This is a genomic window from Chryseobacterium vrystaatense (assembly GCF_000737765.1).
GTDB classification, from domain to species: Bacteria; Bacteroidota; Bacteroidia; order Flavobacteriales; family Weeksellaceae; genus Chryseobacterium; species Chryseobacterium vrystaatense.
The window spans coordinates 81,620-102,821 of the sequence record NZ_JPRI01000005.1 but is presented as its reverse complement, the minus strand read 5'-3'; the positions used below and the strand labels follow the sequence as shown (position 1 = coordinate 102,821).

21 protein-coding genes and 1 riboswitch are annotated in these 21,202 nt (G+C 37.1%); of the genes, 3 read left to right on the top strand and 18 right to left on the bottom strand.

Going from position 1 to position 21,202, the window contains the following annotated elements; translation table 11 throughout:
* Nucleotides 1–6: 6 nt before the first annotated feature.
* From IW16_RS26655 to namA, 5 genes are all read right to left on the bottom strand, one after another.
* Complete coding sequence (locus IW16_RS26655) at nt 7–177, bottom strand: hypothetical protein (protein ID WP_165571984.1); 171 nt, start codon at nt 175–177, stop codon at nt 7–9.
* A gap of 1 nt (nt 178) precedes the next feature.
* A complete protein-coding gene (locus tag IW16_RS14605; RefSeq protein ID WP_034745631.1) occupies nt 179–2,110 on the bottom strand; it encodes a type VI secretion system Vgr family protein in 1,932 nt (643 codons plus the stop codon).
* Nucleotides 2,111–2,268: 158 nt separating this feature from the next.
* Complete coding sequence (tssD, locus tag IW16_RS14600; protein WP_034745629.1) at nt 2,269–2,673, bottom strand: type VI secretion system tube protein TssD; 405 nt, start codon at nt 2,671–2,673, stop codon at nt 2,269–2,271.
* A 179-nt stretch (nt 2,674–2,852) separates the two neighbouring features.
* Nucleotides 2,853–3,149, bottom strand: a complete 297-nt coding sequence (locus IW16_RS14595) for a DUF2752 domain-containing protein (protein WP_034745627.1) — start codon at nt 3,147–3,149, stop codon at nt 2,853–2,855.
* Nucleotides 3,150–3,156: 7 nt separating this feature from the next.
* Nucleotides 3,157–4,209 carry an NADPH dehydrogenase NamA gene (namA, locus tag IW16_RS14590; RefSeq protein ID WP_034745624.1) on the bottom strand — a complete coding sequence of 351 codons (1,053 nt, stop codon included), beginning with the start codon at nt 4,207–4,209 and terminating at the stop codon, nt 3,157–3,159.
* 99 nt (nt 4,210–4,308) lie between these two features.
* Here namA and IW16_RS14585 point away from each other — a divergent pair, with 99 nt between their 5' ends.
* The 3 genes from IW16_RS14585 to IW16_RS14575 all read left to right on the top strand — a co-directional run bounded on the left by IW16_RS14585 (nt 4,309) and on the right by IW16_RS14575 (nt 8,075).
* Complete coding sequence (locus IW16_RS14585; protein ID WP_034745621.1) at nt 4,309–4,791, top strand: cytidine deaminase; 483 nt, start codon at nt 4,309–4,311, stop codon at nt 4,789–4,791.
* 173 nt (nt 4,792–4,964) lie between these two features.
* A riboswitch (cobalamin riboswitch) is annotated at nt 4,965–5,140 on the top strand.
* A 31-nt stretch (nt 5,141–5,171) separates the two neighbouring features.
* Nucleotides 5,172–7,001, top strand: coding sequence for a TonB-dependent receptor plug domain-containing protein (locus IW16_RS14580; RefSeq protein WP_051890337.1), 1,830 nt, complete (start codon nt 5,172–5,174; stop codon nt 6,999–7,001).
* Nucleotides 7,002–7,019: 18 nt separating this feature from the next.
* Nucleotides 7,020–8,075: a YncE family protein gene (locus IW16_RS14575; protein WP_034745619.1), complete on the top strand. Its 1,056-nt coding sequence runs from the start codon at nt 7,020–7,022 to the stop codon at nt 8,073–8,075.
* A gap of 94 nt (nt 8,076–8,169) precedes the next feature.
* Here the strand turns inward: IW16_RS14575 and IW16_RS14570 are convergent, their stop codons facing one another.
* From IW16_RS14570 to IW16_RS14510, 13 genes are all read right to left on the bottom strand, one after another.
* Nucleotides 8,170–10,515 (bottom strand): hypothetical protein, encoded by a 2,346-nt coding sequence (locus IW16_RS14570; RefSeq protein WP_034745616.1) that lies wholly within the window; start codon nt 10,513–10,515, stop codon nt 8,170–8,172.
* Nucleotides 10,475–11,518 (bottom strand): hypothetical protein, encoded by a 1,044-nt coding sequence (locus IW16_RS14565; protein ID WP_051890313.1) that lies wholly within the window; start codon nt 11,516–11,518, stop codon nt 10,475–10,477. Before IW16_RS14565 ends, IW16_RS14570 begins: the two co-directional genes overlap by 41 nt.
* A gap of 129 nt (nt 11,519–11,647) precedes the next feature.
* Complete coding sequence (locus tag IW16_RS14560; RefSeq protein ID WP_034745613.1) at nt 11,648–13,069, bottom strand: CCA tRNA nucleotidyltransferase; 1,422 nt, start codon at nt 13,067–13,069, stop codon at nt 11,648–11,650.
* 45 nt (nt 13,070–13,114) lie between these two features.
* Nucleotides 13,115–13,459, bottom strand: a complete 345-nt coding sequence (locus IW16_RS14555) for a nuclear transport factor 2 family protein (protein ID WP_034745608.1) — start codon at nt 13,457–13,459, stop codon at nt 13,115–13,117.
* Nucleotides 13,460–13,566: 107 nt separating this feature from the next.
* Nucleotides 13,567–14,115 (bottom strand): L-threonylcarbamoyladenylate synthase, encoded by a 549-nt coding sequence (locus tag IW16_RS14550; protein ID WP_034745605.1) that lies wholly within the window; start codon nt 14,113–14,115, stop codon nt 13,567–13,569.
* Between the two features lie 213 nt (nt 14,116–14,328).
* Nucleotides 14,329–14,835 carry a DinB family protein gene (locus IW16_RS14545; RefSeq protein ID WP_034745602.1) on the bottom strand — a complete coding sequence of 169 codons (507 nt, stop codon included), beginning with the start codon at nt 14,833–14,835 and terminating at the stop codon, nt 14,329–14,331.
* A gap of 131 nt (nt 14,836–14,966) precedes the next feature.
* Nucleotides 14,967–15,419: a GNAT family N-acetyltransferase gene (locus tag IW16_RS14540; RefSeq protein WP_034745599.1), complete on the bottom strand. Its 453-nt coding sequence runs from the start codon at nt 15,417–15,419 to the stop codon at nt 14,967–14,969.
* Between the two features lie 5 nt (nt 15,420–15,424).
* Nucleotides 15,425–15,907, bottom strand: a complete 483-nt coding sequence (locus tag IW16_RS14535; protein WP_034745596.1) for a nuclear transport factor 2 family protein — start codon at nt 15,905–15,907, stop codon at nt 15,425–15,427.
* Between the two features lie 20 nt (nt 15,908–15,927).
* Nucleotides 15,928–17,067 (bottom strand): cystathionine gamma-synthase, encoded by a 1,140-nt coding sequence (locus tag IW16_RS14530; protein ID WP_034745593.1) that lies wholly within the window; start codon nt 17,065–17,067, stop codon nt 15,928–15,930.
* A gap of 14 nt (nt 17,068–17,081) precedes the next feature.
* Complete coding sequence (locus IW16_RS14525) at nt 17,082–17,642, bottom strand: hypothetical protein (protein ID WP_034745590.1); 561 nt, start codon at nt 17,640–17,642, stop codon at nt 17,082–17,084.
* A 31-nt stretch (nt 17,643–17,673) separates the two neighbouring features.
* Complete coding sequence (gldC, locus tag IW16_RS14520) at nt 17,674–18,000, bottom strand: gliding motility protein GldC (protein ID WP_034745586.1); 327 nt, start codon at nt 17,998–18,000, stop codon at nt 17,674–17,676.
* Nucleotides 18,001–18,025: 25 nt separating this feature from the next.
* Nucleotides 18,026–20,227: a thioredoxin-like domain-containing protein gene (locus IW16_RS14515; protein ID WP_034746291.1), complete on the bottom strand. Its 2,202-nt coding sequence runs from the start codon at nt 20,225–20,227 to the stop codon at nt 18,026–18,028.
* A gap of 7 nt (nt 20,228–20,234) precedes the next feature.
* A complete protein-coding gene (locus IW16_RS14510) occupies nt 20,235–21,137 on the bottom strand; it encodes an ABC transporter ATP-binding protein (protein ID WP_034745583.1) in 903 nt (300 codons plus the stop codon).
* Nucleotides 21,138–21,202: the final 65 nt, after the last annotated feature.

Sequence of the window (21,202 nt, the reverse complement as noted above, 5' to 3'; positions counted from 1 at the left end):
CTTAATTTACTTATTCCCATGAGACATTATTTTCTTATTACTTGCCAGAATAAGGTTGCTCTTTTGTGCTTCCACATTAATTTTCTGTGCTATTTTTTCAACCTTTTTACCTACATTCAGGTGATAAGAGTCTGTGACTTTTATCTGTATATTCTTAGCTGTTTTGATGATAGCCATATTAGAAAAGTTTTGATTTTTCAGCACTGTTGAATTCCACGATCTTACCGCTCTGCATGGTCATATTTTCCAATTCGCTGAACATGGATATTTCTCCCGCTATTTCATTGGATGTTTCGGACTGTCTTTTGAATTCCTTTTCCACCATTTCTGTCCTTGTATCCGAGGATTCCCTGATATCACCAGAGGCTGTCTGAACAATGTCTTTTCCGGCGGTAGAAATAATGCTGTCATTAGCAGTACTGTTAATTCCTTCTCCGGCGCTGATAGAAATTTCTTTTCCCGCAGTGATATTGATATTATCACCGGCATTGAGTGTGAAATTTTTGGGAGCTTTCATGTTGATATTTCCAGCACCATCCATAAAGTAAATATTTCCACTTGGGTCCATAATCTTTACGCTTCCTTCTTCATCATTCATTAAAATCCGGATTCCGCTTCTGGTCTGAATAGACTTCAGGTGATTATTAACCCCGCCTCCCAAAGCTATTCCTCCATGGAACATTCCTCCCATCACGAACGGTCTGTCCGGATGGCTGTGCACAAAACTCACCATCACCTGATCTCCCACTTCGGGAATGGCTACATATCCTCTATTCTGTGTGATCTGATCTGTACCTCCTGCATCGGGGCTCATCATCCTTATAAAATGCGTTGTATCACTTGTCTGCCAGTCAAACTGCACCTGTATCCTTCCTTGCCCGGCCGGATCTGTATTGGATATAACGATTGCCGTCTGTGGCTCAGCCTTAGGGATTTTATATTCAGGTCTGGGAAGAAATCCTGTATCTGCTGCTATTCCGACAAAGCTTCCTTTATAGTGTCCTATGGTATCGATCTCATGCTCGGCTTCGGTAATCATAATTCTTGTAAAATACGAAGTCTCATTAGAATCCTGTTTACGCATTTGAACATCCGCTACACATCCCGGATGAAGGAAAGGAACTGTGGTATTTCCTGAGATTGAAAAAACATTCACAGCCTCACTTCCGGAAGCGCTTTTCTGCGAATATTCAACATCGAGGTGTGTGGATGCTTTGATAGGTGCTATCTGAAGCGCAGGGGTTTTATAAATATTATTATTATGTTCGTAAGCTGTTTTTGCAATATCGCTTACATGCTGAATGGGTGTAGAGCCGGAAGTGAGTTTTTCATTTTTATTGCTGTTGTATCCATAAAACTGCGGCTTTGTATGCACTGCTTTCAATTCAACTTTAATATCATTGGCACTGCTTCCGTAGGTTAGGATAATAGGCTTGTTCTGAGGTGGAAGTTTTCCGAAATGCAAAACTTCACCATCATAAAAGAACTGCTCGCCATAGGCTTCCGCCATTCTTGCCAAATAATTATAATGGGTTTCATCGTACTGACTGCTGTAAATGATCTGGGAAAAGTTATTAGCATCAACCCGGATATCAAAACGACCTTTATCGATTCCCTGTTTGATCACTTCTTCGGCAATAATACCAATATTCACCGGTTGATTTCCTCCGAAGCTCTGAATATGGGATGCTCCGTCCAGAAGAATAGTAGGACTGGATCCGGTAAGAACAATATTTCCAAGGCTCATTTTTTCCTGGCTGAATCCTACTCCTGTAATGATTCCCACAAAGGTTCTTTCCGGGCTGTTGTCTATATCTTTGTAGGCAATGACTGCCGTCAGACGTTTCCCAAGAAATTTATTCGCATCTTCCAGTGAATGGGTCTGGCGGTCTCCCAAAGTATCATGCGCCAGTGTAAGGGTAAATTCATGATGACGCTGGGTACTTTGTTTAAGTTTAAAATGCTTATAAAATTTGATAATTTTCCCTTCTATAACTAAGGAAAGTTTTACCAGACGATTGATGCCTGCATGATGATTTTCTGATATTCCATCGGCATTCTGTGCCGGGCGGAAAGTAGGTCCTTTTGGTTGTTCAGGTATAGTAGACATATTTTATAAAGTGATTTGTGTTAAAATGTGTATATTATTCATCAAATCGGGAATTTTTAAAAACAAACAAATATTCCCTGCCTGAAAACAGCATTCACAATAGGTAAAAAAAGACTGTCTTGAGGGACAGTCTCTTTGTATTTTATACTACTCGGGACTTAGCTTAATGGCCAGAATCCTTCATATAGTGAGTTTCCGTATGATATGCTTTCTGCACTTATCACGAAGCTTACCAACATGCTGTTGGTATCAATAGCGTCAAAATCCATTTCATGTTGAATCACATATCCGTTTTCCCACTTCAGGGTGATGAGTGTTCCTTCTTCATGGGATTTATTAAAAGTAATTTCTCCGCTTGTGGGTTTATATCTGCCGTTCAGCAAGCTTTCCAGAATATCTGATTTTTCTGTAGCTTCAACGGTTACTTTTATCAAAGCATTCGATGGATCAGATGCCACGCGACCAGAAACATCTGTAGATCTTGATACGCTGTAGTTTAGTTTTAAAAGTTTTTGTCCTTCACCTCCATTGAATTTTAAGATTCCTCTTGAATTTCCTGCCATATTCTTACATTTTAATGATTTATGATTATATAAAATCACAAAGTTTGTCTAACAAAGATAGAGCTCATCCTCTAATTTAAAAAGTTTTTATGGAGGATATTTATATTTTGTAGTAATTCTACGACTTTTTGCGAACGCCTTCTATGACGCATAAAAAAATATTGTCCCATTCTGATCCTTTATTCATGGAAATGCATGTAAAAATGTTTATAATAATATGACAAAATCATGATCACAAGATTTACAGCGCCCATAATCAGCAGGATATGGGTATACTTCCTTTTTTTATCTATAAAATTCAGGCCTAATGTAAAAAGAAATATCAACAGTGTGTAGACCGCAGGATACAAATGGAAAGCTTCTGAGAACTTACCTTCCAGTACAAGCAGGATAGCCCTCTGAGCTCCACACCCCAGACACTCTACTCCCAAAAATTTCTTACTGGGACAACTCAGCATAAAGTCTTCAATCTTCATTTTTGATCTATGATGAAATTTTCGCTCTGGTATACTGATGAGGGAAGAAACAGTCTTCTTTCATCTCGAATGACCCCTGAACTGCAATATAAGGGTTTCTTAATATTTCTCTTGCCACAAATATGAGGTCTGCATCTCCTTTTTGAAGAATCTCTTCTGCCTGATCAGGTGTGGTAATTAATCCTACCGCTCCCGTTTTTACTCCTGCTTCTCTTCTCACCTGAGATGAAAAAGGAACCTGATATCCATCAAATACGGATATTTTCGCCCCATGAATATTTCCTCCACTGGAAACATCCACCAGATCTACAGCATGCTCTTTTAAAACTTTAGCCAATTCTACACTTTCGTTAAGACCCCATCCGTTTTCAGCATATTCGGTTCCGGAAATCCTCACAAAAAGAGCTGTATCACCGTCCAGTTCTTCATTTATTCCATCCACGATCTCAAGCAGAAACCGAATCCTGTTTTCAAAGCTCCCGCCATATTCATCTGTTCGGATATTCGACAGTGGTGATAAAAACTGATGGATCAGATAGCCATGTGCTCCATGAATTTCTATAATGTCAAAACCTGCTTTTACGGCTCTTTTTGCAGCTTCTTTAAAATTCTTTACCTGTTCTCTGATTTCTTCAATGGTAAGAACGTGCGGAATTCTCTCAGATGGATGATAAGGAAGGGCACTTGGTGCTAGGGTTTCCCAACCTTCTTCAAGGGGAATCTGCAGATTGTTCCAGGTAGAGCCTTTTCGTCCTGCATGTGCAAGCTGGATTCCGATCTTGCTTTCTGAGCGGGAGTGGACAAAATCAACAATTTTCTCCAGTTCTTCTGCCTGCTGATCATTCCAGATTCCCATACAGTGGTTGGTAATCCTTCCTCTTGGTTCTACACCTGTAGCCTCAACCATGATTAACCCTGTTCCACCCTGAGATCTGCTTCCGTAGTGGACGAAATGAAAATCATTAGCCATTCCATCCTCACATGAATACATACACATGGGAGACATTACCCATCTGTTTTTTAACTCTATATTTCTGAATTTTATTGATGTATATAACATTTTACTTTTTTGAATTTCAAATTTATGATGAATAAAAAAAACATTGTCCAACTGATGAAAAAGAAGTAAATTTAGCCCCCTTTTTAGTAGGACTAATATATGAAAAAAGACATACAGATCAGTTACGAGCATTTTAAAAACAGCAGTGAACTGAATACTATAGAACAAGCCCTATTTGACAGAGCAAAACAAGCTCGTGAAAACGCTTACGCCCCCTATTCAAATTTTCTTGTAGGCTGTTCGGTTTTGCTTGAGAACGGTGAAATTTTCTCTGGTAACAATCAGGAAAATGCTGCCTATCCATCAGGGCTATGCGCAGAAAGAACCACTCTTTTCTGGGTAGCCGCCAATTTTCCGGATGTCAAAGTGAAAAAGATTTTTGTGGTAGGAGGTCCTAAAGAATTTCACGAGAAAAACCCACCAATTCCACCATGTGGAGCTTGCAGACAAAGTTTAATTGAATACGAAACAAAACAGAACGAAAATATAGATCTCTATTTTTCCAGTATGAATGATGAAGTGGTAAAGGTACATTCCATTAAAGATTTGCTGCCATTCTATTTTGATTCTACATTTCTTTAAATAAAAAAAAGTAAACACCCATTTACCTTTTTGACCATATTGAATTTTGCTCCGTAAGTGAATGATCAGGTTTGAAACGTTATAAGAATATTTCATACAGGGGTCTTACGAAGCAAAATTTATTTTTTTGCCTTTTAAGATTTTGCCGCTTTTGTGCAATACATTTAAATAGTTATCTTTGCAAAAATTTTGGTTTCCAGCTCATTGGAAATAATAGGGAATTGGGTGAAATCCCCAAACTGTCCCCGCAACTGTAAATCGCAATTAGAATTTCTGCAACATACCACTGTTTTTACGGGAAGGTGCAGAAAGCGAAAGTCAGGAGACCTGCCAAAATAATAACTAAAAACAAATTGCTTTCGGAGGAAAAGCAAAATAGTATGGATATAAAAAGATCTTTATTACTGCTTTGTTCGTCTTACGGCAGCTTTCTTTTAGGACAGGAGAAGGCTATCGATACCATTTACATTTTCGACAATCAAATGAGTAAGGTGAAACTTTTTCACCATGTCAGCAGTATTACACCTCAAGACGTTAAAAAAAATTCATCCAATCTTTCTGAGCTGCTTCGTTTCCAGTCTCCGGTTTTTATCAAAGAGAATGGCCGAGGAGGAGTTTCCTCGCCTTCGTTCAGAGGGACAACTGCTCAACAGACTGCTTTTGTCTGGAATGGGATCAATATCAATTCTATGTTCTTAGGTCAGGCAGACATTAATAATATCGCGTTATTCGGATATGACCAAATCGATGTAAAAGCAGGAGGAGGAAGTGTGATATATGGCAGCGGGGCTATCGGGGGGAGTATTCACCTTAATAATGAACTGGAATTCAATCAGGGCGCTCATGCTTCTATCTTTTCGGAAGCAGCATCTTTTGAGACTTATAACAATTTCATCAAAGGCTCATACAGCAATGATAAACTAAGTGTTAAAGTATCCGGAAATTATTCGGTAAGCGGTAATGAGTATAAGGTGAACGATCTACAATATACCAACTTCAACGGAAACTATTATAACACGACATTCAACGTAGGTGTTTCTTATAAAGTAGCTCCCAATCAGAAGATATCGTGGCAAAGTCAGTTTTATGACTCATCACAGCATTTTCCGATTTATGAGAGTACAGAAACAAAAACTAAGTACAAGACACAGAGTGCCAGGAGCCTAATTTCATGGGACATCAACACCTCAAAACTTTCAAACAGCTTAAAAGCAGCCTATACAGAAGAAAATTTCCAGTATTACGGAAATATCAATGCTCCAAAATCCAGTGGTGCAACGGGAAAAAATTATATTTTTAAAAATGATTTTAATTATTTCATTGTACCTAAACTGAATGTCAATGTGATTGGTGAATTTCAGGTCAATCAAGGAGAAGGTTACTTGTCCGGAATTGGGAATGTAAGCAGAAATGTAGGTTCCATTTCAGGTTTATTGAGGTATTATGCTACCAAAGATCTCCGTTTTGAAGGAGGTGTGAAAAAAGATTTTGTAGAGGATGTTAATTCTCCGCTCCTCTTTTCTTTTTCCGGAAAATGGAAAGCGGCCAACTGGTATAATGTAAGTTTAAATGTATCCAAAAACTTCAGATATCCATCCTTTAATGATATTTATTATGAGCCGGGAGGAAACCGTGATCTGAAACCTGAAACTTCCATTCAGGCAGATCTGACACAGGAGTTTAGTGTGGGAGGTTTTAAACTTAGAGTAACACCTTACTATATAGATGTTGTAGATCTTATTGTATGGCTGCCGGCTACCCCATCGTACTGGAAAGCGTTTAATGTTAAAAAATCAGAGTCTTATGGTTTGGAAAGCCAGCTGACCTTTGCCAAGAACTGGGGAGACCATAACAGACTGAAATTGGGTGCAGGATACTATTACAGCAAGTCTGTCAATAGGGAAACGAACAAACAGCAAGCTTACGTTCCTTTGCACAGAGGGTCAGCGCACGTAGATTATGGATACCGTTTTCTTAATTTTTTTGCTCAGGGACTTATAAATGGGCTCACCTACACGACAACTGATGAAAAGAGAGCAGAAGCTATTGATCCTTATTTTGTTTTGAATGCCGGGGTTTCTGCAACTTTACTAAAAAATTACACTTTAGGTTTTAAAGTAAATAATATAACGGATACTTATTACAGAACTGTATCTTTCTATCCTCTGCCGAAAAGAAACTACAGTGTCTACGCTTCAATAAATTTTTAAAATTAAAATTAGATATATATGAAAATAACTAGACTGTTAACTTTGTTTTTTGCATTTGCATTATTGTTTAATATTTCATGTCTTAGCGATAATGACAATGAGATGATCACTCCTGAAATTTCTTATGGAAACGGATATTTCATTTCTAATGAAGGGAAATTTAACGATAAGAATGCAAGTGTAACTTTTGTAACAAGAAATCTTGCTTATAAGCAGGAAAATATTTACGCAGCCAACAACAACAATGCTGTTCTTGGAGATGTTCTGCAGATGATCGCGTTTAGTGGAAACAACGCTTTTCTTGTGATGAATAATTCTAACAAAATTGTCGTTGTAAACCGTAACAATTTTAAAAAAGTAGGTGAAATTACAGATCAGATTTTTCAGCCGAGAAGTATGACTGTTGCTAACGGAAATCTGTATGTAACGAACTACGATTTCAACACTAACAAATACGTAACCGTTTACAAGGCATCTGATTTTTCATTCGTGAAGAAAATTGAGATGAACGGACCAGCTGAAAAAATCGTTGAAGCCGGAGGTAATGTTTTTGTTCAGAATGCTTCAGGAGGTTATGGAAATAAAATTACCTATATCAACACAGGTACCAACACTATTCAATCTGAGATCACAATGCCGGGAGATATCAACAGAATGATCTCTTATGACTCTAACGTTTATACTATTACCGGAACAGCAACGGATTCTTACATCTATAAGGTCTCAAGCACCGGAGTTCTAATTCCTGCAGATACTAAAGTTTTAACGGGAATACCTAACGCGACCAACCTTCAGATCGAGAATGGTTATTTTTATTTCAGTTCAGGAAACAAAGTATATTCTATGAAGATGAACAGCCCTACAGCACCGACTTCTCCATTGCTGACTGCAGCTGATGGCGGACCTTACCTTACTCTTTATGGATTCAGTGTAATAGACGGAAGAATTTTCGCTTCAGATATTAAAGGATTTACTCAGGATAGTGAAATCACTGTTTACTCTGCTATGGATGGAAGCAAAATTATTTCTTTTCCAGCTGGAAGAGGTTCCAATGGGACATTCTTAAATCAATAATTAAAACTTCTTTTTGAAGTGTTAAAAATATTTTTATTTTTTCATCATTTGTGTTTTTTTATCAGGCCGCTTCTTCGAAGCGGCCTGATTTTTTTTATCTCCTTGCCTTAAAATAGGATGCAAAAAAATCACACCCGCTCATGAGATCAGAATACTGATCTTTATATTTATTCCCCAAATCTTTATAATATCTGTTTTTCTGAAGCCTGTCTTCTTCATAACTGTCAGAGTGGATTAAATAATCTATGTTTTTATCTTTCTCATAATCGAGCCTGTAATTTTCACATCTTCCCTGCATTCTTAGACAAAGCGCCCTGAATTTTTGGGTTTTGGCATTCGCCAGTGCTTTTCCGTAGTAGAAATTAGCTTTATTTACCGCTTTGAATTCTTCATTATCATCACGGATAGAAAAATTTCCGGAAGAACTCAGGGCATAGCGTTTCATCATCCATGCATTTCCGTACTGGGTCATATTGTAATAGCAGTTGGCCACCAAAAAGTAATAATAATCCCGGTCTTTTTCCTTTGGATCATCTGCCTTGCCTATATACTCAATCAGTTTTTGGGTAATGGTGATCTTACTCAGTTTGATTTTATCCTTTTCTTCCATAAAATCAGGAGTGTACCTCAAGTGATAGAAAGGATTTTTGTAAAAAACCTTTCCTGCCCGGGTGTAGTATTCTTTATCTTCTCTCTGCCATACATTGTACTGTGCATCAAAATAACCTTCACCCAGTTTACTGAAAATTTCAAGTGCAGGTTCAAGCTGATTTTCTCTTATATATTTTGTTCCCAGCAGATCGTACAGCATATTGATCTGAGCGGATTTCAGCTGATGGTAATTGCGGTAAAACGGATCGCCATCTGTCTTTAGACGCTGAATTTTGCTTATAAAGCTTTTCAGTTGTTCTGGTGTATAAACTGCATCAAAATATTCAAAGTAATCTGAAAAAAAATCTCCATAGGTCTTATTTCTGTTTTTTACAGATTTATAAAAAATACTACTCCCCTCCCGGTTGGATCCTTCCAGAGAAACATATAAAAGTGCTGCATCATCTGTATTCCCAAGATATTCAAGTTCTCTGCCCAAAGCAAAAATAAACGGTTGATCTGTTTTATTTTTTATAATGGTTTCTTTAGTAATTTCTGGAATCACTGCATTTCCATGCTTCTGTGCAGCAAAAATATTCAGAACCTTCAGCTTGTCAAGATCTTTATGTATAGGACTCTCTGACGGCAATATTTTTTTAAGCCCTGTAATTTGATCAATACTTCCTGAATAATTTCTGGTCATCCATAATAATTCCGCTTTGGCAAACTTCCATACTTCGGGGGTTTTTACTTTTGAAAAATCAACCGTATTAATAAAATCAAGAACTTTTCGCGCATATATCCTATCGGTTTCTGATCTCTCCAATACCTGCTGTACTGATTTATTCTCCGAAATATCACCACTCCAATAGCTTAATTCTCTTGTAGAAGGGTCAAACAATGTATAATATGGTGTAAATATCCAGTCTTCAAGCTTACCCATCTCTCTCAAAAGCAGAAATTCCAGACCTTCAGATCCTTTGTCTTCTGCGTACATCTTTTTCAGGTTTTCAAGATTTCTTTCGGGATTGTAGATTCCGTACAGTAAGAGGACGGCGGCTCTTTCCGAGGCATTTTCTGCATACTTCAACACTTCGGTTTCCGGTATTTTCGAAGAAAAATACTGCCATGCTACAAAACGTTTTTCAGGGCACTTAGCAAATACTTTTGCAAAATAAAGATTGGCCAATGCTTTATTTTTTTCAGCGATTGCTTTAAAATAGAGCGCCCATATATCTACAATATTTTCTGTTTTTTTTACATTAAAATAACGGTCATAAACCGTATTAACAGTATGAAAATCTTTTTGATAAAAAGCCAGCCTAAGTGCCAGAAAAGCATATCTTTTTTTGATGTCTTTATGTACAGCTCTTTCGATAAGTGAAACAGCTTTATGAAGCAAATTATTTCTCTTTACAATGACTGTACTTTCATTTCTTTCCCAGGGATCATCCTGCCATGTATTGAAATATTCACAGTTTTTTGCAAACTTTAAATACGCGATAGCCTCAGTATCTTTCTGGTTGTAGAGATAAGTAAGAAAGGTATTTTGTATATCCGGCTTAATATCCGAATAGCTATATTCCTCAAGAACTCTATTAATATCATCCAGATCGATATTGCCTTTGCAGTATTGATTCCAGAGTTTTTCGTTATCCTGTCCGGAAGGTCCGCTTATATCACTTTGACTGAAGCTTAAAGATGAATAGTAGAATGAAGCATAATTTCTGTAAGGAAAATTATCAGGATTCAGAAAAGAAAATCTGACACTTTCTCCATAAGGGTAGAATCCACAGGCCCAGATGATATTACTTAGTAAAATCGCTGTAAAAACTGCTAATTTCTTCATGGCTGTAATTATTTAATACGTTTTCATCCAAGTGGAAAAGGGTTACTGTAATATTCTTATCAAGACGGGTATTTTTCTTAATCAACGCAATTGCTTTATTGATCTTATCGGCATTCATTTCTTCATATTTTATTTTATCTCCCCGCCTCAGATAAGTGCTGTAATTCACGGCTGTATCTTTGATTACTTCATACCAGAGCGGTTTTATTTTCTTAAGGTTTTTCTTCAATCCGTTTCCGTCATAGATAACGCCTGTAAAATTATTGTTCTGATAAATCTGCATCCATGAATAAACAGGCAGTGCAACATCCATATGAAGTGGATATTTTTTCTTTGGAATCAGATAGCTTTCCAGTTCTTTGAGATCCAGAATGGAGTTCTTTGACTGATTCTCCAGCGGGTTGATAAGGTTGTAGCACATCAGTGTGACCTTATCTACGGGAGGAACTCCCATTTTATCGGGATATTTATAGGGATAGAGGCGAAGTGTCGCAGAGATCTGTTTTTTGGCAATGGGTTTTAACTTTTTAAGGAAGTAAAAATAATTATCCTTCGTAGAAGCCGTCCAGTCACAGTCAATCTGTATTTCTGAGACCTTTATGGAATCTAGTTTTTCGTTTGTATATTTATCTATAAGGTAGCTGATATTGTCCGCCAGCTTGTCCAGTTCTTTTCCGGTACTTTTCTGAAAAACGATATTTTTGATATAAACGGTAGGAACAACGTTGTAACGAAGAGAATCATTTTCATTACAATAAGAATAAATATTGAAATTGGTTTTTGAAACCGGAAGATTTCCAACCTCTTCATGATAATCCACTTCAAAAAACTTTACATACAGCTTTTTTACATCCTGGTCTTTCAGAATTTTTTTCTCTTTATCACTATAATATGGATCATTGTCGGATTTCCAGTAATAGAATGATTTTTCAACAGATTCAACTTTATTCTCACAAGAAAATAAAAGCAGAATAAGCGGCAGGAACAGGAGAATCTTTTTCACTAGTAAAATGTTTAAAATAAAACGCTGTTGAATTGAAATGTTTTTACAAATGTAATTACAAAATCAATTCAGCAGCGTGTAGTTCTGTTATTTTATTAATAAAAAATTAAGAATTTTTAAGAAATAAATTTAATTAACCTGAAGGCCTAATTTAGCAGCTTCGGCAATCACAAATTTTTCAGCTTCTTCTTTATCATTAAGGATTTCACCTTCCAGAATGGCTTCTTTTACTTTTTCTTTCAGGATTCCTATTTCTTTTCCGGGCTTAAGATTAAACATCTGCATAATTTCCTCTCCACTGATCGGTGGCTGAAAATTACGCACCTGATCTTTCTCCTCCACTTCTTTAATCTTTACCGCTACATATTCAAAATTCTTTTTGAAGCGGTCCTGCTTTTTGGAGTTCTTGGTGGTAATATCTGCTTTGCAAAGGGTAAAAAGATCTTCCAGATTTTCTCCGGCATCAAATAAAAGTCTTCTCAATGCTGAGTCTGAAGCATCATCTGTAATCAAAGCAATCGGGCGTGATGAAAGTTTCACCATTTTCTGAACATACTTCATATCGCTTCCCAGCGGCTGTTTCAGTCTATGAAAAAGGGTCTTCACCATCTTTGAACCTAAAAACTCATGCCCATGAAACGTCCAGCCTGTTCCTTCCACAAATTTTTTGGTAGGAGCTTTACCTACATCATGAAGCAATGCTGACCAACGCAGCCAAAGGTTATCTGTATTTTCAGAAATATTGTCCACTACTTCCAGCGTATGGTAGAAATTATCTTTATGGGTCTGCCCTTCTACCTCTTCTACTCCTTTAAGTTCTATTAACTCAGGAATAATCAGTTTTAAAAGACCTGTTTCTTCCATTAAGCCCAATCCCACAGAAGGTTTCTCAGACATCATGATCTTGTTGAATTCCACCATAATCCTTTCCATAGAAACGATCTTGATTCTTTCTGCTTCCTGTTTTATGGCGTTCAGGGATTTCTCTTCAATCACAAAATTTAATGTAGAAGCAAAGCGAACTGCCCTCATCATCCTTAACGGATCATCAGAATAGGTTTGAGCCGGTTCCAAAGGTGTTCTTAAAATTTCTTTTTCAAGGTCTTCAACCCCATTAAAAGGGTCTATAAGCTCACCAAAATTGGCCTTATTTAAAGAAATCGCCATTGCATTGATGGTAAAATCTCTTCTCTTCTGGTCATCTTCCAGTGTTCCGCCTTCCACTTCAGGTTTCCGGCTGTTTTCTTTATAACTTTCCTTTCTCGCACCTACAAATTCCAGCTCAAGATCTTTATATTTGATCATGGCTGTTCCGTAAGTTTTGAAAACCGAGACTTTTAATTTAGGATCAATATCCTTTGCAACAGTTTCTGCAAGCTCAATACCGCTCTGCTCTGTCACAAAATCAATGTCTGTAGATGCAGTCCTTTTCATCAGAAGATCACGGACATATCCACCGACAATGTATACCGACTGGTTATTTTTTTCCGCGGCATCAGCAATGATCTTGAATAGTTTTAAATTTTTATTTTGGGTAAGATTAATTTTCATCGTTAATAAATAGATCGTCTTTTTTCTGGCAATGCATTCACTCCATTAATCGTAATGGGCATACATTTTATTAATTTTTTCTTCATCATCGAAAAACATGACTTCCACAGCAAATTTATCCATTATAGATTTATAAAACAAAGCCACAGAATCTACACCTGCAGTTGATCTTATCAGTTCAAAATGCAGATCAGGAAATTTTTCCAGTGCTTTTTTCCAATATTCCCGTACAGCTTCTTTTCCTTTCAATGTGCTTTCTTTTCCTCCCGCAGCCAGCATAATCATGGGTGTTGTCACCTCTATATCCTCTGCGTAATGAGACAGTATATCTTCAAGATCATGGGAGTTCCAGGCACGGATCCATTCTTCAGCAAAACTTTGGTGGTTCATGGCATGTCTTTTTATCAGTTGAAGAATGCAAAGATAGAAATTAAAAAAAAGAAATCCTGCCGATATACATTGACAAGATTTTAAAAGAAAGGATTTATTCCCGGATTTTATTCACGAAGAACCTTAATCCTGTTATCACTCCATATTTTTATCACTGAAGAACCTGAATATTTTGAAACCTTATCTCTGTCTTCTTCTACAGCGTAATCTACCATTTTAATCATTTCCGGGGAAATATCAGAAAACTTTAACGGGCTCTTATCGCCACTGAAATTGGCAGAGGTGGAAACCAGAGGTCTGTTCAGTTTTGTAATCAGTTTTCTGCAGAAATCAGTTTTTATCAGCCTGATTCCTATGCTTCCATCTTCAGCAAGAAGTTCCTTCGGAAGTCCTCGGGGATTTTCATAAACAATAGTTACCGGTTTTTCGCTAAGGTCCATAATTTCCCAAGCCATTTCCGGAACATCTACCAAATCCTGCAGTCTCTTTTCAGACTCCACCAAAATGATCATTGATTTATTTTTTTCCCTTTTTTTTATGTCAAATATTTTATTGACAGCCTCTATATTCGTAGCATCACATCCTATTCCCCAAATAGTATCAGTGGGGTAAAGAATCGTTCCGCCGGATTTTAATATTTCGATAATGTTTTCCATAATATATTGGGGCGTAAAACCCGCGCATAAAGGTAAAAAAATAGGAATGTCCAGCCAAAAAAACAGCTTATAAATATTTTGTTTTCGGATTGGATTTATTTGATGGGTTTGTCTATGAAATTATTATTTAAATGTGCTAAAGCCCACTTCTATTGAATATATTCGTCTTTAGGTTAACATAGGAAGTTCTTCTTGACTCCATCAATAAAAACCTTATTTCAGTCCTAATAGATACCTCTCTTTAATGATAGTCAGGTGATGATAATTATGTCCCACAATCAGTTTACCAATTGTTTCCACAGCAAGCTGATTTCCATTAGCTGTGCCGATGTTTTTTAAAACAGATGGTTGAAGGGTTTCAATTAAAATTTGGGAAGACTTTCTTACCAGCTTATATTCTTCCAACAGCGATTCTAACGATCTGTGATTGGCAAAAGATGCAGCGGCATACTCTTCTTCATCGAAACCTGGTAATTGAGCTTTATCTCCTCTGGCAAAAGCCAGAATTCTGTACTGAAATATCCTTTCGGTATCAGACAGATGAAGGAGAAGTTCTTTTAACGTCCATTTTCCTTCCGCATAAGCAAAAAGAGATTGACCGTCTGTAAGACCGGAGTAAACTTCTATCGTTTTATCTCCTGATATTTTTAATTCCTGAATCCAGTCCTCAGAAGGAATCTGGTCAAGATATCTTTGAACATATTTTTGAAAATCAGACATTTGTTTTTGAGTTATAAGTTATTAGTCATAGATGAAAAGTGAAGAATGATGAATGAAAAATCATTGACCATCTTTTAGAAAGACCATTAAGCCATTGATTATTGATCAATCATATTTTTAATTCTTCATTTTTAATTTCCTTTGTTCGTCCATTCGTAGAAATTTACGGAATCATACCGTTCGAAGCCACAGGCTGGATATAGCTTGTTTCCAATATCATTGCTTTTTCCTGTTTCCAAAAGAACTCCACAGGCATTTGATGATCTGCACAGCTCTTTGGCTTCTTCGATTAATTCTTTAGAGTAGCCTTTCCCTCTGTGATTTTCGTTGACGTAGAGATCATTCAACAGCCAGTAGCGCTGCATTCTTGTAGAAGAGAAAATAGGATATAACTGAACAAAACCTGTCAGTTTTTCGTTTTCTTCTGCCACAAAAATTTCAGAATCCCCGTTTTCTACTCTTTCTCTAAGGAAATTTTCAGCAGACCGGATATCAGATTCTTTATGATAAAAAACTCTGTATTGGTCAAATAATTCCGCCAATTGATCCAGGTCTTCAACAGTCGCTTTTCTGGTATTTTTCATATCAATTATAAATGATGATCGTAGCTTAGTACCCTTTTCATTTTCCATTGCTTATCCTCGAGGGTCCACAAAATAGTAAATTTCGCCCGGCTCCCCTGATTCCATTTTCCATTCGAAAATTCAAAGAAATCATGTTCACCTTCTTCTATAAAAGCATATAAGACATTATTGTTAAATAATGGATACACCTTGATACTGTTGGGAACAAGGTCCCTTTTTATTTTGTTGGGTCCACCACAGATATTATTTTTAATAGAAGCTGTAAAAGCTTTCTCTCCGGAAGTGATTCCTCCTTTATCATGGTAAAACTCCAGGTCATTACTGACGATAGATTTATAATGAGAAAGATCACATTTATTAAATCCTATATCAAAAATCAGACTGTCCAGCTTTTTGGCCGTTTTATACAGTTCATCGGTCGTTTTTACCTGTGAGTATACCATCTGACTGATAAAACTTAAGATTAAAAAGAATTGAATCTTTCTCATTATATTTTTATTTTAAAGTGTTAAGAAAAGGCTTTCTCAAGATCTGCAATAAGATCTTCTGCATCTTCGATCCCAACGCTTAAACGTACAAGATCATCTGTAATACCCAGTTCCTCACGTTTTTCTGCAGGAATAGAAGCGTGCGTCATCAATGCTGGATGATTGGCTAAAGACTCTACTCCACCTAAAGATTCTGCCAAAGTGAAAACTCTTACTTTCTCAAGGAACTTAACAGCATCTTCTTTTTTACCTGATTTGAAAGTGAATGAAACCATTCCTCCTGATTCTTTCATCTGAGATTTGGCAAGTTCGTACTGTGGATGAGATTCCAGTCCAGGATAAATTACTCTATCCACCGCCGGATGGCTTTCAAGATATTTTGCTACAGCCAATCCATTGTCTGAGTGGCGCTGCATTCTTAATGCTAAAGTTTTGATCCCTCTTAAAACAAGATAAGAGTCGTGAGGTCCCAAAATACCACCGCTTGCAAACTGAATAAAATGAAGTTTTTCTCCAAGTTCAGCATCTTTAGCAATCAGTGCTCCGGCAATAACATCTGAGTGTCCGCCTAAGTATTTGGTCGCTGAATGCATGACAATATCTGCTCCAAGATCAATTGGTCTCTGGATATAAGGTGTCGCAAAAGTATTATCAACAGCTACTAAAATGTCTTTCCCTTTTGCCATTTCCACTACAGCTTTGATGTCTACGAGTTTCATCAAAGGATTTGTAGGAGTTTCTACCCAGATCAGTTTTGTTTTATCAGTAATGACATCAGCAATTTTAGAAACATCATCAAAATTCACAAACGTAAATTTCAGCTGATATTTTTCAAAAAGTCTTGTAAACATTCTGTAAGTACCACCATAAAGGTCATCTACTGCAACTACCTCATCACCAGGATTCAACAGTTTCAGGACACAGTCAATGGCTGCCAGTCCGGAACCGAAAGCAAGACCTCTTGCCCCGTTCTCAATGCTTGCCAAAGAATCTTCCAGAGCCTGTCTTGTAGGGTTTGCAGCTCTTGAATATTCGTATCCTGAATGTACTCCGGGACTTTTTTGTGCAAATGTAGAAGTTAAAAATACAGGAACATTTACAGAACCTGTTGCAGACTCGTGGTGCTGCCCTCCGTGAATTACTTTTGTATTAAAATTCATAATATTTATTTTTATTATATCCCTGCCATAAAAAAATCAAGGCTCTTTGAAACGTTGTCAGATTTTCTTTTCACTTCCAGCTTTCCGTTATAAGCATAGCCGGCAGCTTCTATCTCTTCCGGAAGTTTGTCCGCAACAACGGTGGTATATGAAACCAGATATTCACTGTTTTCATATCGGTTCTTACCGGTTTCGTTCAGTTCTTCAAATTTTCCGTTAATTCTGAGAATGATTTTTTTCAGGGAATGATCTATATAAGCAATATCTGAGCCGTTTCCATTAATGAAATCATCCATACCGGGAACAAGCTCCATGATAGATTCTCCTTCTATATCGTTGGGATGGGCACTTCCTTTTAGCATCACAGCAGGAATGTCTTTTTCTTTGAATAAAGCGATATCCAAACTGGTATTTTCAGAAACTTTCTCCGTTCCGGAAACTTCAGTATTATCAGAAGCCGGAAGCTTTTCTGCTGTTACAACAGAGTCAGTGTTTTTTGTTTCTTTGGTTTCCGTTTTTTTACTGCATGTGATCAACAATACCGCTGTGCTAACGAGTAAAAGTGCTTTTTTCATATAATTTTGTGATTGGTGTGGAGTTTTGGTATTACGATCTGATGGCTGATTTTATAGCAAATTCGTCAGCAATCTGCTCCAGCCACTCTGCAACATCCTCTTCTCCGGTTGCTCTTTGATAAGTACTTCCTAAAGATACCAAAATCTGATGAATGAACATCTTCATCTGATCTACCGGCATTTCTTTTGTCCAGAGATCAATTCTTAAAGCTTCCATCGTTTTGTCGTCCCAAACAGAGATCATCGTTGCTTTCGTTTCTTCTTTCTCAACACCTCCATCCTGGGCATTCCATGTTATACTTTCAGGAATGTGGTTCTCATCCAACTCTACATCTATTGTAATCTGAGTTTTTCTCATATCAATCTAAAATTTTTCCGCAAAGTTAATACTTCTTAAGCTTATCTAAAATTTCTACGAAATTATCTTCATCAGGAAAAGGCGTATTAAAATTAAATATCCTGCCTTGCGGATCTACAATGATAAATCTCGGGATAGACTGTATCTTATATTTAGTCATAAACTGTTCTGCATTGGTCAGCCAAAACTGAGGAACATTGGACGTTTTTGTTTTGAGATAGTTCTGCCATTTAGACTGATCCTCATCAAGACTTATAGAAATAAACTGGATATGGTCATCATATCTGTACTGATAACTTCTGGTTTCAAATACAGGGCGGATCTGTTTACACGGACCGCACCACGTTGCCCAAAGATCAATGACCACATATTTTCCTTTATACTTTGAAAGATGAACTGTTTTCCCCTGATCATTGAGAAATGCAAGATCAGGAAATACAGAGCCTTTCTGAGACCTGTTGATCTGCTCAATCTTTGCATACAGCAATTCTTTATAGTCCCCGTTATTTACTTTTACAATTTCTGCTGCAAAAAGTTTATTTCTTGTCAAACTGTCTGTCTGAAGTTCAATCGTTTTTGCCAAATGTTTCGCAAGCAGCTGATCTTTGGAGATTCCTTTCGGCATCTGATCAATCTTTACGAAAAGAATACTGTCCTGATTCGAGGTCAGATCCTTATCTGACAGCAACTTATCCAGTTTATACTGAAGATAATTGTCATTCTTGCTTAAAAGAGGTCCTGGTTTCTGAATATTTTCATCAAGCTCTCTTATAAAAGATGGCGGAGCCGCAAATTTCGGATTGTTCCATGAGGTCATTTTTCTGTAATTATTGATCTCATTCAGATATTCTATGGCCATCAGCTGTCTTCTGTACATTTTGTAATCTTCGGAAAGAGCATTATTCTCAGGGTCTGCAAAGACATTTAAAATCTTTTTATTCTCCTTCCAGTCAGATTCCGCCAACTCGTAAAATTTCTTCGGATCGTTATTATAATTTTGTTTTTCAAGGGTATAGACAAATTCATATCCAAAAGAACTTTCTTTATTTTTATAGGCCTGATCTGCTTTTCGGTTGGATTTCACATAAGATTCCATATTGGCTCCGTTAAGTTTAATCTCAAAATTGAACCAGTCACCGCTTCCCATGACGATATCCAGTTTTTTGTTCCCAATTTCCAGTACATATTCGTCCAGAGGTAGTGCCTGCGTTGTTACCCAGCTGAACATCTTATTCTTAACAGCGACAGCCCCGATCTTTTTGTGAAAATCTTTGGAATAGATCTTTACTGAATCGATTTTAAGATCAGTTTCCAGTTTCCCTTTGATCACAATGCCGTTCCCGTCGCTTTGATATGGTTTTGGCTTTTGAAACAGATAAAGAAATCCGGCGGCAATGATTACTGAAACGGCTGAAAATATAATCTGTTTCTTAGTTTTCAGGAATGCATTTTTAAATCCTTTTTTACTGTACCAGAAATACCCCAACGTAAGAAAAACTACCATCCAAAAAAGACTCATATATTCTGAGTAAGAGATAAAATGATTCAGATTTCTCACTTCCGGAGATTTCCAGAAAGCATACAGCGAACTGTAAGGGTTGAAAAAATAAGACTGTCCCTGCACTACGGAAGTAATATTGGATGCCAGCCCAAGCATACCAATGAGGAATGACCAGATAAAGCCCTGAAATACTACAGAAACACAAAGCTGTAAAGCAGCAATTCCTAAAATCGTCACACAAATCTTTACAAAAGTCTGGATCATCCAAAGTGCATCAAAAGTCATTAGTTTAGCCGGATCCGGATGGATATAATAATCTGCAAGTGCTAAAACTATATTGAATCCAAAATAGGAAATCACACCCATAAAGCTCAGAAGCAGCAACACTATATATTTGGAAAAATAAATATCGAATCTGCTCACAGGCTGTGTTTCCATCAGCTGCCAGCCATTGTTTTTATGATCGGTCTGAGCTATTCTGTTGGAGGCAATAATAAGAAACAAAAGCAGGATAAAAAAGGTAAAAGACTTAATGGCATCTCCTCCTATTGCCCCTTCAAAGATCGAATACGGAAGACTTCCTTCCACAACAATCTCCGATTTGAAAAAACCCGGTACATAACTGATCAAAGGAATCAGCGCACCCAGGATAATTGCAATATATGACAGTCCAAGCCCTTTTATTTTCAGCCATTCTATGTTGATGGCAATCATTAATTTTTTCATCTGTGTTTTAGTTTTTAGTGATTTCCATAAACCAGTCTTCAAGACCTGCACTGGTTTTAATTTCGAAAATTTGAGCATCGCTCAGAACCAGGTTTTTAACAAGAACAGCTATATGCTCCTTGGATTCTGCTGTGATCTCTATGGTATCTGAATCAATCATTTTGGGAGCATAGTTTTCAGGAATATGGTCAATAAATCGCGATGCATCACTGAGTCCGATTCTGATATGGTCGTATCGGTACAGTTCATTCAAATCTTTTATACTTCCTGTAAAACGGATTTCACCATGGGAAATAATAGCGAGGTGGGTGATCATTTTTTCAATTTCCTGAAGGAGGTGGCTAGAAATAAATACAGTCACTCCCTCTTCTCTGTTAAGCTTGATCAAAAGTTCACGTATTTCCAGCATTCCGTTTGGATCAAGACCATTTACCGGTTCATCAAGAATCAGCAAATCAGGTTTTCCCAAAAGGGTCATTGCTATGGAAAGCCGCTGTTTCATGCCGAGAGAATATCTTTTCATCTTCATGTGTCTGCTTTCCCAAAGATCTACCAGATGCAGTACTCTTTCGCATTCGGATTCCGGAAGCTTTCTGAGTCTGGAAATAATAAGAAGATTTTCCCATCCGGAAAGATGGTCATAAAAAGCTGCGGTATCTATAAGACTTCCTATTTTATGAAACCCTTCCGGATAAAGTTCCGATAAGTTTTTATCAAATATTGTGATGGCATTGGATTCATCCGGGATACTTCCGATCAGCATTTTCATGGTCGTAGACTTTCCGGCGCCATTAGCGCCAAGAAATCCAAAAATACTTCCCTTTGGAACAGAAAGATTAATATTTTTAAGAACAGGTTTGTTCCTTGAAAATTCAAAGTTTAAATTTTGGATCTGAATAATATTTTCCATATTCGATTCGTGTATTTCGTTGAGAGCAAATATATAAATTAAACAGTAATATGCAATACAAAGTA